12 protein-coding genes are annotated in these 12,554 nt (G+C 42.7%); 7 read left to right on the top strand and 5 right to left on the bottom strand.

The genetic code is table 11. The features are described from left to right. Positions 1 to 133 precede the first annotated feature (133 nt). The 3 genes from NI389_RS18990 to NI389_RS18980 all read left to right on the top strand — a co-directional run bounded on the left by NI389_RS18990 (position 134) and on the right by NI389_RS18980 (position 3,211). Positions 134 to 1,093 (top strand): esterase/lipase family protein, encoded by a 960-nt coding sequence (locus NI389_RS18990; RefSeq protein WP_308363053.1) that lies wholly within the window; start codon positions 134 to 136, stop codon positions 1,091 to 1,093. Position 1,094: 1 nt separating this feature from the next. Further along, complete coding sequence (locus NI389_RS18985) at positions 1,095 to 1,940, top strand: lipase secretion chaperone (protein WP_308363051.1); 846 nt, start codon at positions 1,095 to 1,097, stop codon at positions 1,938 to 1,940. An 83-nt stretch (positions 1,941 to 2,023) separates the two neighbouring features. After that, the gene (locus NI389_RS18980; RefSeq protein ID WP_308363050.1) at positions 2,024 to 3,211 is read left to right on the top strand and encodes an alpha/beta hydrolase; all 1,188 of its coding nucleotides are present in this window, start codon (positions 2,024 to 2,026) and stop codon (positions 3,209 to 3,211) included. Positions 3,212 to 3,363: 152 nt separating this feature from the next. Here the strand turns inward: NI389_RS18980 and NI389_RS18975 are convergent, their stop codons facing one another. The 4 genes from NI389_RS18975 to NI389_RS18960 are packed head-to-tail and all read right to left on the bottom strand — an operon-like array spanning position 3,364 to position 7,025. Continuing rightward, the gene (locus NI389_RS18975) at positions 3,364 to 4,506 is read right to left on the bottom strand and encodes an ABC transporter permease (RefSeq protein WP_308363049.1); all 1,143 of its coding nucleotides are present in this window, start codon (positions 4,504 to 4,506) and stop codon (positions 3,364 to 3,366) included. Then, entirely contained in the window at positions 4,490 to 5,425 is a 936-nt protein-coding gene (locus NI389_RS18970) for an ABC transporter ATP-binding protein (protein ID WP_308363048.1), read from the bottom strand. The genes NI389_RS18975 and NI389_RS18970 overlap by 17 nt, the downstream gene beginning before the upstream one ends. Continuing rightward, positions 5,422 to 6,366, bottom strand: coding sequence for an HlyD family secretion protein (locus NI389_RS18965; protein WP_308363047.1), 945 nt, complete (start codon positions 6,364 to 6,366; stop codon positions 5,422 to 5,424). The genes NI389_RS18970 and NI389_RS18965 overlap by 4 nt, the downstream gene beginning before the upstream one ends. Continuing rightward, a complete protein-coding gene (locus NI389_RS18960) occupies positions 6,363 to 7,025 on the bottom strand; it encodes a TetR/AcrR family transcriptional regulator (RefSeq protein WP_308363046.1) in 663 nt (220 codons plus the stop codon). Before NI389_RS18960 ends, NI389_RS18965 begins: the two co-directional genes overlap by 4 nt. 275 nt (positions 7,026 to 7,300) lie before the next feature. Here NI389_RS18960 and NI389_RS18955 point away from each other — a divergent pair, with 275 nt between their 5' ends. Continuing rightward, complete coding sequence (locus tag NI389_RS18955; protein ID WP_308363045.1) at positions 7,301 to 8,062, top strand: putative porin; 762 nt, start codon at positions 7,301 to 7,303, stop codon at positions 8,060 to 8,062. Between the two features lie 122 nt (positions 8,063 to 8,184). Further along, on the top strand, positions 8,185 to 8,667 hold the full coding sequence (locus tag NI389_RS18950; protein ID WP_308363044.1) for a hypothetical protein: 483 nt from the start codon (positions 8,185 to 8,187) through the stop codon (positions 8,665 to 8,667). A gap of 24 nt (positions 8,668 to 8,691) precedes the next feature. Here NI389_RS18950 and NI389_RS18945 read toward each other — a convergent pair whose 3' ends face one another. Continuing rightward, positions 8,692 to 9,318, bottom strand: a complete 627-nt coding sequence (locus NI389_RS18945) for an arylesterase (RefSeq protein ID WP_308363043.1) — start codon at positions 9,316 to 9,318, stop codon at positions 8,692 to 8,694. Here NI389_RS18945 and NI389_RS18940 point away from each other — a divergent pair. Further along, complete coding sequence (locus NI389_RS18940; protein WP_308363042.1) at positions 9,317 to 10,033, top strand: ABC transporter ATP-binding protein; 717 nt, start codon at positions 9,317 to 9,319, stop codon at positions 10,031 to 10,033. The two genes, NI389_RS18945 and NI389_RS18940, sit on opposite strands and share 2 nt — an antisense overlap. Further along, positions 10,023 to 12,527 (top strand): ABC transporter permease, encoded by a 2,505-nt coding sequence (locus NI389_RS18935; RefSeq protein ID WP_308363040.1) that lies wholly within the window; start codon positions 10,023 to 10,025, stop codon positions 12,525 to 12,527. The genes NI389_RS18940 and NI389_RS18935 overlap by 11 nt, the downstream gene beginning before the upstream one ends. Positions 12,528 to 12,554: the final 27 nt, after the last annotated feature.

The following is a 12,554-nucleotide window of genomic DNA, read 5'->3' as shown; positions in this document are numbered from 1 at the left end:
GGTTCAAAATTGGTAAGCGTGTGAAAAACATAAAAAATTCACATTTTTTTAATAAATATAAAGTTTCTGGCTTGACCTCTTACCACTTACTACTACGCTTGATTGTTAAATAACTGTAAAAAATGGAGCAAGTATGAAAAAGGTAAAGCAGCTATCCATTGCATTGTCGTGCGCAGTATCTATTGCCTTGAGTTGTCAGGCACAATCAGAAGAAACGATAATAAACAATGAGTTGAGTGTAAGTGGCGTTGAGCGTTATCCCATTGTCCTCGTCCATGGGTTGTTTGGGTTTGATAATTTATTAGGGTTTGATTATTTCTATAGAGTACCGCAAATCTACACGCAACAAGGACGTGAAGTCTTTGTTGCAAATGTCTCCGCGGCAAATAGTTCTGAGTTAAGAGGAGAGCAATTACTCGAACAAGTGGCGATGGTTCGTGCATTAACTGGAGCAGAAAAAGTACATTTGATTGGTCATAGTCAAGGTTCACAAACGAGTCGTTATGTTGCATCGGTTAATCCTGCGTGGGTGGCAACTGTTGCGTCAGTCGGTGGAGTTAACTGGGGAAGTGAGTTTGCGGATGCGGTAAGAGGGCACGTCAAACCTGGAACATTTTCCGAAGCATTTTTAGCCAGCCTAGCGTCTGGCCTTGCAAATTTTATCGGTTGGTTATCGGGTAAAGGGGATGTGCCGGAAGCACCGTTAGAAGCACTTGAAACGTTGACCACTCGAGGAACTTTGGCGTTCAATGCGAAATATCCAGAAGGAATTCCATCTGAGTACTGTGGGCAATCATCGAGCCTTGCTGAAAATGGCGTACGCTATTATTCGTGGAGTGGACAAAGTGCGTATACCAACGTGTTTGACCCTGCGGATGCTGCATTGTTACTCTTTTCCAAAACCTTTTCTGGAAAGAATGATGGTCTTGTCTCTGCATGCTCGAGTCATTTAGGGCAGGTGATTGGGACACATTACAAAATGAATCACTTAGACGAAGTAAACCATTTTGTAGGTATTCATCATCTATTCGATACAGATCCGCTTACGTTATATCGCCAGCACGGTGAGCGTTTAAACAATCTAGGGCTGTGATATGCGCAGCCTTGTTTTAATTATTTTAGGACTTATCGTAGGCGCTGTGTGGCTCACGATAAGCCCTATTCATACTGATTTAAATCGTCAAGTCAGTAATACCCTTGCACAAACATTAGCGGTTGCGAACGTTGACGTACGCCTCCAAACGCAAGAAGACGCAAAGGGTTTAATCGTCAGTTCTACGGAATGCAATGACGTAAACATTGACCGCACTTTTCTAGAAAATGCCTTTTTAGCGTGGCAAGAAAACCCTGACACTCAGGCTTTCTCCGTTTGTGAAGAAGCGTTACTCAAACGATACATTTCGTTTAAACAGGCGCTCGCTCAGTATGCCCCATTAAATCTCTCGTTAAGTGAACGACTTGCGATTTACGAAGAGTTATTACGTAAACATTTTACAGCTGAGCAATTTTCGGCGTGGTTTGCGGATGAAATGCGGTGGAATGTAGGTGCAAAAGAGCGCGCGGAAATTTTGTCTGATATACGGCTGTCTAAGGAGGAGAAGGAGCGGTGGATTGCTGAAAGCATTGAGCGACTTTCCGAAGAAGAACAAAAAGCAATCATGCCTACCCTAATGCTCGAAAAAGCACTCCAGCCAGATCAAACTAAACACGCTGTGTGGCTCTCTGAACAAACACCGGAAGTTCAAGCTCGTATTTTGGTTCTTGAAAAGGAAAAAGAACAGTGGCAAAGCCGTTTGAATGAGTGGTTTCATTTTCTTGAGGATGAACCATCGGTGGTAGATAAGCAGTACTACTTAGAAACTCACTTTTCTTTGCAAGAACGAAAGCGTGTGATGGTTATTACCAAACAATATTTATCTGAATCTGGTCATTCATCTTAATCCAACTGGGTGGGAGTACCTCGACTTGAGTTTTATTCAGGAGTAGGGCAGGATGAATTTGGATAAATTAAGAGAGAAAGGAAATGAAGACACTTAAATTGGGAATCTTATTTTTCACATTAATGGCGAGTCTAACGGCAACAGCTAATGAACCTTTGAACTTTGGTGAGAAAGCATCAATTGAATCAAACGTGCTAGGTGAAACTCGACCTCTTTGGATTTATACACCAGATAAACTCGAAGCAAACAAACGCTATAACGTTGTTTACCTGTTGGATGGTGGTGAACATTACTTTACTGTTGCCGGCGTGCTCAAGTCTTTAATGGATAACGAACAAGTCCCTAACTTGATGTTAGTCGGGGTGGAAACGACAAATCGCCCAAGAGACTATTTTCCAGCGTTAAATGGAGAGGCAAAAACCATCCCTCAACAGTTTATTGTAGATAAACACATTGAAACGAATGCAGATAACTTTGTACTTTTTTTGAAGACAGAGTTGTTTCCATACATCGAAAAAAATTATAAAACGTACCCAAACAAAACCTTGATTGGTCATTCTAACGCTGGGACGTTTGCGCTCCATGCTTTTTATAATTACCCAGATTTATTCAACAACTACTTGATTGTTAGCCCGAACGCCTGGTGGACATCGGAACAAATAAAGCAAAATTTGAGTAACCTGGCGAAACAGCCGCGCAATAACGAGTCGCTGTATATAACGATTGCAAGTGAAGGGGGACATTTTTATTCGGGTGTTATGAACCTTGCGGCGCAACTAGAATCACATCAGCCAAAGGGCGTCAATTGGCAAATTAAGCAATACCCAACGAGAACCCACATGTCCGCTATTTTGCCTGCCGTCACAGAAGGCATGGAGGTATTGTTTAAAGACATGTATTTCAACGTGACGCCTGAACTTGCGAAATATTCTGGTGTTAACGCGGTACTCGATTATTACAAAGAATTGTCTAAAAAAATGGGATATACCATTGCGGTACCAATGGATACGTTTGTCGAGCTAGCTGACATGCAAATCGAATATGCACGTAAAGAACAAGCCATTTCTACACTGCAAGTTTTCACCAAACATTATAGTGATCATGCATATTCACACATGAAGCTCGCGCAAGGTTATGAGTCTCTGAAAAACTACCAATTGGCGCTCGGTAGCTATGAGAAAGCATTGGAAATTGCGACACAACAGAAACGCGAACCGATGATATTGGATGCACTGCTAGACATGGTCAATGCGACAAAGACCAAATTGTAACGTAAATGTCTGCAAGAACGACGGTCTGCCATTTTTATGTTTTTAGAGTCAGCCAGATCGCTTTATGCATCAAAGAGGTGATTAACTGGACCTATTTGCAACTGAATCGCTGCAAATAGGTCTTTGAAGATAACACGTTATCCCAGCTTGAATCAGTCTAAACGTTTCTTAAATTTAAGCGTTGCAAGAATAAATCCGACAATGCTAAATGCAACCAAACAAACCAAGTCAAAACTCAAATCGCTAAAATGTGCCCCTCTTAAGACGACAGCACGGATCGAGCGGACATAATGCGTCGCAGGCAGAATTTCGGCAATGTATTGTGCAGCGGTAGGCATTGCCGCAAATGGAAACATAAACCCAGAGAGCAATATTGAGGGTAATAACACAAACACCGTCATTTGCATGGCTTGTAGTTGGCTTTGCGCTTTTGTAGAAATCAGTAATCCAAGCGTCAAACTAGCGGTAATAAATAGCAACGTTACGAGTAGCAGACTTCCAACATCGAAATTAAGCGGTACATTAAACAGCCAATGCCCAAGCAATAAAATGATCCCCATTTGAATAAAACCAACAATAATGTAGGGCAATATTTTTCCAAGCATCAATTCCGTTGGGCGGATAGGGGTCGTAATTAAGAATTCCATATTGCCTTGTTCACGTTCGCGCACTAAAGCGGAAGCCGTAAATAAAATCATGGTCATGGTTAAGATAACGGCAATCAAACCAGGCACAATGTTTACCGAGGCACGCTTTTCTGGATTAAAGTAGTTTAAAAGGGCAAACTCTGGGTCCGGCAGTGCAGGACGAGGTAATCGTTTGATACTTATAGGTAACTTGGAAAGTCCAGAGACTGCACCACTTAACACGGGATCGGAGCCATCGATTAACCATTGAGCGACACTTTGTTGAACGGTGCTATTGCCAGGACGCATACCCGTAAGTTGGTAATCTCGGTCCAATTGACGACGGACAAAGTCAGCGGGGATCACCAACACGGTACTTACTTGGCCTTTTACAATTGCTTGTTCCGCGGCTTCAGCCGAAGAATAGTAGCGTTTAAAATCGACCACTTGCGTATTTGCTGCCGTTTGGATGAGCTGACGTGACTGAAACGTTTGGCTTAAGTCGACTATTCCTGCGTGAACGTGGCGTACATCTGTATTAATGGCGTAGCCGAACAGCATTAACTGAACCAGCGGGATCATGACGATCATGGCGAACGTAATACGGTCGCGAGCCAGTTGTTTAAACTCCTTACTGACTATGGCGTACAATCTATGCAAGCTCTGCATAACCCCTCCCCGTACTGGTCACAAAGACGTCTTCTAAATTTGGACGAGTAAAATCGACTTCAAATGATTCACCGACCGTGCTTTTCAGTAAATCAATAGGGTTTGTTTCACGTTTGTTGACCAGAACGCGCAAGCGAGGGCCGATTTGCGACACCGAGATGACATTTGGAATATCAAACAAGGGCTTTTTAAGCACCGAAACGTCTTCGCCCGATATTTCGCACACATGGACTTTCAGATTTTCCATCAAAGACGATGGACTATCGTCCGCGCGCTTTACCCCTTGCTCTAAAATAGCGAGGCGATGGCAGCGTTCTGCTTCATCCATGTAATGGGTTGAAACCAAAATGGTAGTGCCTTGCGCGCTCAACAGGAAAAGTTGCTCCCAGAATGCGCGACGGTTTTCAGGGTCCACTGCTGACGTGGGTTCATCCAAAAACAATAAATAAGGTTTGTGTATCACTGCAGCCGCGAGCGCTAAACGCTGTTTTTGCCCGCCGCTTAGTGAGTCTGCCAGGACATCCTTTTTGTCTTCCAATTGATACTCATTAAGCAGTTCTTGAATACGCGCTTTGGCATCTTTATTCGCAAGGCCATAAATTTGCGCAACAAATTCCAAATTTTCTAAAACGGTTAACGTGCCATAAAGCGAAAATTTTTGCGTCATGTACCCTAAGTTTGATTTAAGAGCTTCACCGTGTTGAGCAACATCTTTACCCATGATTTCGACTTTGCCAGTGGTCGGCGTGAGTAGGCCAGTTAGCATTCGTATCGTGGTTGACTTACCACAGCCGTTTGGACCTAGAAAACCATAGATCTCGCCCTTTCGAATTGTTAAATCAAGACTCGAGACAGCCCAATAGTCTCCAAATTTTTTCCCTAAATCTTTGCAATGGACAATGATTTCGTTGTTACTCATGGCATAACCATCCACACTGGCGTACCTGTCGGTAGATCCGTATTCTCGGGCAGTTCAACTTCAACAACGTACATCAGTCGAGCTCGCTCTTCTTGCGATAACGCGAAATACGGTGTGAAACTTGCGCTACTGCTGATGTAAGTAACTTTACCTTGAAGTGCGTTGGTGTTGCCATCGGTATTTAGAGACAAGCTACTGCCAAGCGTAATTTGGCTCAATTTACTTTCTGGTAAATACAAACGTGCAAAGGCGTGTTGGCTGTCAGCGATCAACGCAATTGGTGCGCCGGCTGGTGGACGTTCACCCGACTGCCAAGGTAAGTCTTCAATTACTCCGTTGGTCGGTGAAGTGAGCGTTAAATCATTCAACTGTTTCTTAGCGATGGCGAGTTGAGAGTTTGCTTCTTCAATGGCAATTTGGGCTTGCTGTACGGTTTCAAAGCGAGCGCCATTTTCAAGCTCTCTGAGTTTTTCTTGCGCTTCATTGTAGGCGGCTAATGTTGCGTCTAAATTTGCACGTGCGCTGTCTACAGCGTTTTGAGAGGTCAAGTTATCTTTAATGAGCTGCTCTTGGCGAACGACTTGTCGTTTTGCTTCTGTCCAATTGGCCTGCGTTGCACTCACGCGAGCTTTAGCCTGTTGAAGTTGTTCTTCGCGTGTACCGGCTTGTAGAAGGTGTAGCGCGGATTCGAGCCGCTTGATTTGACTTTGGGCAGCGGCAACTTGCTGCACCTGAATTTCATTGTCCATTTGGACCAATATTTGCCCTTTGGAGACTTGTTCGCCTCGCTTTACAAGGAGTTCGTTAATAAGCGAAGTGGAAGGACTGCTCACTTGAATCTGAGGCCTTTCAATAATGCCAAAAATACGGCTTTCTGGTACCGAACAGCCGCTCATTAATGTGCCAATAACCATGGCAAGGGCTAGAGTTACTTTATTCATTGTGCTTCCTGATGAGTTAAACGCATTAAAAAGGTGTTGAAAATGGCCTGCTGGTGTTTCCCTAGCGCCTCTAATTCAGCTTGCGAGTTTCCAACGCCCAACAACTGTTTAAGAACGGGGGGCATCACAAAAGGAAAAACAGACATACCAATGCACGTGATGAGTAGCCATTCCGTGCGTATAGGCTCTTCTGGTGTTAATTTCGAAAAAGCGGCATTTAATGTACTAACACCAATTTCCAAATGGTCGAAAAAGATTTTTTTAACAATTTCATGTTCTTTGGATGAGGTATCGTGCAAAGCCATGAAAATAATTTTAGGCAGTGTTGGGTGTTGGCTCATTACTTTGTAGTAGCGCTCTATGAACTGAGTGAGTATGTAAGGAGAGACTTCTTGATTTGGCTTTTTCTGCTGCGCAAGATGAATAAGTTCCAGTAGAGGAGCTGCAACATCTCGAAACACCGTTTCGAACAGCCCCGCTTTGTCGACAAAGTAATACTTTATCAACGCCATATTGACGTTGGCTTCTTCAGCAATCGCTCTCGTCGTTACGCGACTGTAACCTTTTTTAATGAATAATTTTTTCGCTGCTCTTAGAAGCTTCTCTCGTGGCGAATCTTGCTCTTCATTACTGAGGTTTTTTGTTTGCTGTTCGTTCATTGAATTGCCTGCTTAATCACGTGATTAATATGCTATTAGAGAATAGCAGACAGCACGAATGATTTTATTAATCAAAAAACAGATAGTGATTAAGTTTTAAGTTGATGGCTCATTTTAAAGTGGATACTATTCCCGTTCCCGAAATGGCGTGTTGATTTCGAATAAGTCAGCAATCATTAATTTATAGGGAAGTATCATTGAGAATGTCGGTTCAATTTCATGCAAAATATCAAGTAATGGAATGACCATATAATAATGTAGCATTAAGGATTTTTATGCGTTTTAAATACACACTGCCAGTGATTGCATTGTTTGCAAGTACGACTATACAAGCTCAACAAAGCTTGCCACAAAAATCGTGGTTCACATCGTTTCGAATTACCGACTTTGAACACATTAGTAATAATGCTTATGCGTTATCTAGCCAGTACTATTTCGCGCCGCAAGAGAGTTCAGGTACGCTAGACGATTGGGGCTACATCGATACGGACAGCAATGTTTCATTTGATTACGCGCATTTTGGTAGTTCGAATCCTTTTGCCGTTAGCGGTGAATATTTCATGGACAAGTTTTTTGCAGTGGGTGGTTTAGCACATAACAATGGTAAAACGACTGGATTAGCGGGTGTGGGCTACCTTTTTGCTGATAATCTCAAAACATCCGTAATGTATAATGAAGATACGGACGACACTTATCTTACCGCGCAATATCAACACGATTTGAATAGCACGGATTATCTAGGTTTTACAGCAAACACGGACGTCGAGTTTGATAGTAGATCTGTTTCAGCTCGTTATTTTGCTTTGGTGAATAATGCAGATCACGTAACTGTAAATTTGTCCTATTCAGACAATAAGTATAATGATTATTGGTCTGGTGGTGTGAAATACTATTTTGGCCAGCAATATTCTTTAGGATTAGGGGCCATTGATTCTAAATTGTTGGTAGAAGCTGACTATTTCTTTAGTAATGAGTATTATGTAACATTTAACTACCTAGATAATGTTTATCAACTAGCACTGACTGCTCAGTTTTAGTTATACCCAGATTTACTTGTCTGAAAAAGCAAGCCGATGCGCTTGCTTTTTTGTTGGGTGCATTTTACCTCAACTATATTCATAGCATGTGTAAAAAACGCAAAGTGCTTCAATGTACCGAAATGACAATACACAAAAATAGAATGTTTAGAGAACGAATTAAAACCCAAGGTAGTTGCTGTGGCGAATTATGGGCGCGTTATCAAACCGTTCGCTTTCAACCTATTCAACCACTTAATCGCTTCAAGCGAGGTGCGATTATTAGTTTGTGCGTACCAGCGGGCGTGACTCAATCGACTATACGTACCAAATTCACTATACGCCGTCATAGTGCACTCTTGAGATTAGGTGGCTTTCAGTTCCAATTGCTATATGGTGGAAATGAACTCATGACGTATCGAGAGCTAAGTGCATTTGTTAAGTGCAGCATTAATGAGGCGTATGAGATAAGTCGAATTTGTAACCAAAACGCATTCTATTGGTTTGAACGTGGCCGGCTTTTTCTGTGTTCGACAGATCGAAAACAAGTCTTAAAACTCCCTCTCAAATCAACGAATTATTTCATCAATATAAAGTTGCCCGAGCGCAACGATGCAATTTTATAGCGCAATTCTGATATGAGAGGACTTTTATTGACTGGCAGTAAGCCACTCATCGATTTGTTTTTCCATTATGTCGCGGATTAATGGCTGAGCTTCATCATTTGGATGTAAATTATCATTTTGCATTAACGCTGGCTTGTCAGCGATTTGGTTCATGAAAAATGGCATTTTAAAGCTACTCGTTTTCTCCGCCACGTTCGCAAATGTATTGCTGAACATTTCGGTGTAGCGAGGGCCTAAATTAGGTGGAATCGCGACCTGCATGATGGCGACTTTAGCGCCAGCAGTACGGCTTTGTGATACTAATTCCATTAGATTTTCTTTAATACGCTTGACGGGAAAACCGCGCAGCCCATCGTTACCTCCAAGCTCGATTAGGACGTGAGTTGGGGTATTTACTTCGAGTTGCTTTGCTATCTTTAGCAGTGCGTTGTCGGTAGTTTGCCCACTCACACTCATATTGAACAATTCGATCGGTTTGTCTGTTTCATCGTATTTATTTTGTAACAATTTTACCCAGCTTTGCGCTTGTTTGAGGCCATAACCCGCGCTTAAGCTGTCTCCAATAATCATGATTTTGGTGAGTGCAAGCGCTGATGAAACAGGCAGCGAAAGAATCATCAAGGCAGTTAAATAGAGGAAAAATCGTTTCATGTCAGTGCTTTCTCAGTTAAACATCATTCAGGTTAAAGGACTTAACAAAACGGTAAGTACCTTTGAAGGTGACCTGACTATCCTTAGCGATATCAATTTTAGTGTCAAGTCAGGTGAGTCAGTTGCCATAGTTGGAGCATCTGGCTCGGGGAAATCAACGCTTCTCAGTTTACTGGCGGGTTTAGATACTGCCAGTAGCGGAGACGTGTTTCTTGATGGTGAGGCGTTAAAGACGTTAGACGAAGAAGCGCGTGCTCGGATCCGCGCACAAAAGGTGGGCTTTGTTTTTCAGTCATTCATGTTGGTTCAAAGTTTAACGGCACTTGAAAATGTGATGTTACCAGCTGAACTGGCTGGCGAACGAAATGCCAAGCAACAAGCGACAGAGTTACTTGTGCAAGTTGGATTGTCACATCGATTAAGCCATTACCCTTCGCAACTCTCTGGTGGTGAACAACAACGAGTGGCCATTGCACGAGCATTTGTTGGCATGCCAAAAATTTTGTTTGCGGATGAACCGTCGGCAAATTTAGACAGCAAGAACGGTCATCTTATTGAAAACTTGCTATTTGATTTAAATAAAGCGCAAGGTACGACATTGATTTTGGTGACTCATGATGAACATTTGGCCCAGCAATGTGACCGTATTATTCATATCGATGGTGGAAAGCTAATAGACAATCGCGTGACGGAGGGGGTTGCTAATGTGGTTTAAATTAGCGTTAAAATTGTTTTCGAGGGAACTTCGACGTGGTGAGCTAACAATTATCTTGGCGGCAATTGCACTTGCTGTGTTGACCGTCTTTAGTTTATCGTCCGTAACCGAGCGCATTTCACTTAACATCGAACAAAAGACCGCAGATTTCATAGCCGCCGACCGAAGACTTTCCAGCAATCATCCGTTTGACCCATCGATTCTAGCTGTTGCGGGCGAAAATAGTGTTGAAACGGCTGAACTTGTCTTTTTTGACTCGATGTTATTTGCAAACGACGAGTTAGTTTTGGGTTCCATAAAAGCCGTAACCCAAGGCTACCCATTGCGAGGAAAGCTTAAGTTAAAGGACTCGCTTGATGGGCAAGAATATGAGGCCCGCGCAATCCCCCAAAAAGGTGAGACCTGGATGAGTGAAGGGATTTTCTATTCACTTGGTCTGAAAGTCGGTGATACGGTTGAATTGGGAGCTGGTCAGTTTACCGTTACAAAAGTGTTGGTGAGTGAACCTGATGCGCCATTTTTCTCACTTGCAGGCAATAAACGCGTTTTAATTAATTTCGATGACATTGAATCGACCAAAGCAATTCAACCAGGTAGCCGAGTTTTCTATCGACTTTTGTTTGCCGCAAGTGAAAAAGCACTTAATGACTTTTATCTTTGGTTAAAACCACAGCTCCTTGAAAATCAGCGTTGGGAAGGGATCAAAGATAGGCAATCCCCACTTGGGGAAAACCTTGCTCGGTCTGAAAAATTCTTATTGTTAGCTGGCCTTTTTGGGATCATGTTGGCTGCCGTTGCGATGGCGGTTTCAGCAAAGCGCTATTGTGAACGTCAGTATGATCCTGTCGCAATGATGAAAACCTTGGGGGGAAGCAGGCAGACTATTCGAAATATTTTTATTACCCACTTAACGTTAATCACCGGATTTTCCGTCATATTAGGGTTAGCGATTGGATTTGGTTTGCAGGAAATAGGAGTTTCTTACCTTGCAAAACTGATGAATACACAGCTTCCAGTCGCGGGTCCAAAACCATGGCTTTTGTCGATTTTTATTGGTGTTGTCTGCGCGTTAATGTTTTCGTTGAAACCTTTACTAGATTTATTTGATATTCCTCCACTTAGAGTACTTCGCCGCAATTTGGGCGATAAACTCATGGTGAGCTGGTTACATATTGGTAGTTCAGTACTGACTATTTTCGCACTCATGTGGTTGTTTAGTGGAGATATTAAAACGACCCTCATTTTGTTTGTGGGTACGTTAGTGGTGATGTTGCTGCTGTTTTTAGTAGCTCGTTTGGCATTTGGCGCAGGACGTAAACTAGGGTTGAGTCCTGGATCTAGTTGGAGTTTAGCAATTGCCACTTTGCAAAAGCGCGCAAATGCCAATGCAGTACAGTTAATTAGCTTTGCACTTGCAATCAAACTGATGCTGTTTTTAGTGGTATTAAAAAACGATCTGATTGCAGATTGGCAAATGCAAATACCACCAGATGCACCGAATGCGTTTTTCATAAATGTCGCTGAAAGTGAAATTGACCCTATTAAAGGTATCTTTGAAGCGAATCAGATCCCGCATGAAGCGTTCTACCCTGTGTTTACAGGTCGAGTGAACGCCTTAAATGGGGAGCTCTTTGCCGCCAATGCTTCCAAACAAGAAGGGGAAGAACAAGATGAAAATGCACGCAAAGGCATCAGTCGTGAGTTAAACCTGACTTGGCTGAGCGAATTGCCCCAAGGTAATGAACTGGTAAAAGGTACGTGGTTTACTAATATATCGGATGAACTGCAAGTATCAGTTGCTGAAGGGGCTGCGGAATATTTAAAACTAGAATTAGGGGACTCACTCACCTTCCTCGTTGGAGTTCAATCTTTTGAGGCGAAAGTGACGAGTATTCGTAAGGTCAATTGGAATTCATTAAAACCGAACTTTGTGATGATCTTTAGTCCGAATATGGCGGGTCAATTACCGGTGACTTATTTTACGGCTGCCCAATTACAAACAGGGAATACCAAAGTTGTGTCGCAGTTGCTGCAAGCGCATCCTACGGTCAGTATGATTGATATAAAAAGTCGGATTGAGCAAGCTCAATCTATGATAGGGCAAGTTTCACTCGCCATTAGTTTTGTGTTGAGTATCGTGTTGGTGAGTGGCGCACTGGTGCTGATCTCTCAAGTTCAAGCTAGCCTTTCAGAACGTCTGCAAGAAGTGGTAATTCTGAGAACCTTAGGGGCAAGAGGTCGCTTAATCAAACTGGCAACCTTATTCGAGTTTTTATTACTGGGTGCTATTGCAGGTTTGGTTGCTGCTTTGGTCAGTGATGTCGCATTGCTTATCTTACAGAAACAGCTTTTTGAATTGCCAGGAAAACTACATCCTTACGTGTGGTTATTAGGACCTACGACAGGAGCAGTTTTTGTCGCAACCATAGGTTATTTTATGGTCGCCAAAACAATGCGTAGAAATACACAGGCGCTACTACGTAACCTAGCTTAGAACTTTAAGGGCTTAGCGGTTGCTAAG

The organism is Pseudoalteromonas xiamenensis (assembly GCF_030994125.1).
Taxonomy (GTDB): Bacteria; Pseudomonadota; Gammaproteobacteria; order Enterobacterales; family Alteromonadaceae; genus Pseudoalteromonas; species Pseudoalteromonas xiamenensis_B.
Note: the sequence above shows the minus strand (reverse complement) of the source record. Positions and strands in the feature narration are given on the sequence as shown.

Excerpts from the sequence above, each read along its gene's own strand:
- NI389_RS18990 (WP_308363053.1), top strand. The coding sequence starts at position 134 with ATGAAAAAGGTAAAGCAGCTATCCATTGCATTGTCGTGCGCAGTATCT.
- NI389_RS18985 (WP_308363051.1), top strand. The coding sequence starts at position 1,095 with ATGCGCAGCCTTGTTTTAATTATTTTAGGACTTATCGTAGGCGCTGTG.
- NI389_RS18980 (WP_308363050.1), top strand. The coding sequence starts at position 2,024 with ATGAAGACACTTAAATTGGGAATCTTATTTTTCACATTAATGGCGAGT.
- NI389_RS18975 (WP_308363049.1), bottom strand. The coding sequence starts at position 4,506 with ATGCAGAGCTTGCATAGATTGTACGCCATAGTCAGTAAGGAGTTTAAA.
- NI389_RS18970 (WP_308363048.1), bottom strand. The coding sequence starts at position 5,425 with ATGAGTAACAACGAAATCATTGTCCATTGCAAAGATTTAGGGAAAAAA.
- NI389_RS18965 (WP_308363047.1), bottom strand. The coding sequence starts at position 6,366 with ATGAATAAAGTAACTCTAGCCCTTGCCATGGTTATTGGCACATTAATG.
- NI389_RS18960 (WP_308363046.1), bottom strand. The coding sequence starts at position 7,025 with ATGAACGAACAGCAAACAAAAAACCTCAGTAATGAAGAGCAAGATTCG.
- NI389_RS18955 (WP_308363045.1), top strand. The coding sequence starts at position 7,301 with ATGCGTTTTAAATACACACTGCCAGTGATTGCATTGTTTGCAAGTACG.
- NI389_RS18950 (WP_308363044.1), top strand. The coding sequence starts at position 8,185 with ATGACAATACACAAAAATAGAATGTTTAGAGAACGAATTAAAACCCAA.
- NI389_RS18940 (WP_308363042.1), top strand. The coding sequence starts at position 9,317 with ATGTCAGTGCTTTCTCAGTTAAACATCATTCAGGTTAAAGGACTTAAC.
- NI389_RS18945 (WP_308363043.1), bottom strand. The coding sequence starts at position 9,318 with ATGAAACGATTTTTCCTCTATTTAACTGCCTTGATGATTCTTTCGCTG.
- NI389_RS18935 (WP_308363040.1), top strand. The coding sequence starts at position 10,023 with ATGTGGTTTAAATTAGCGTTAAAATTGTTTTCGAGGGAACTTCGACGT.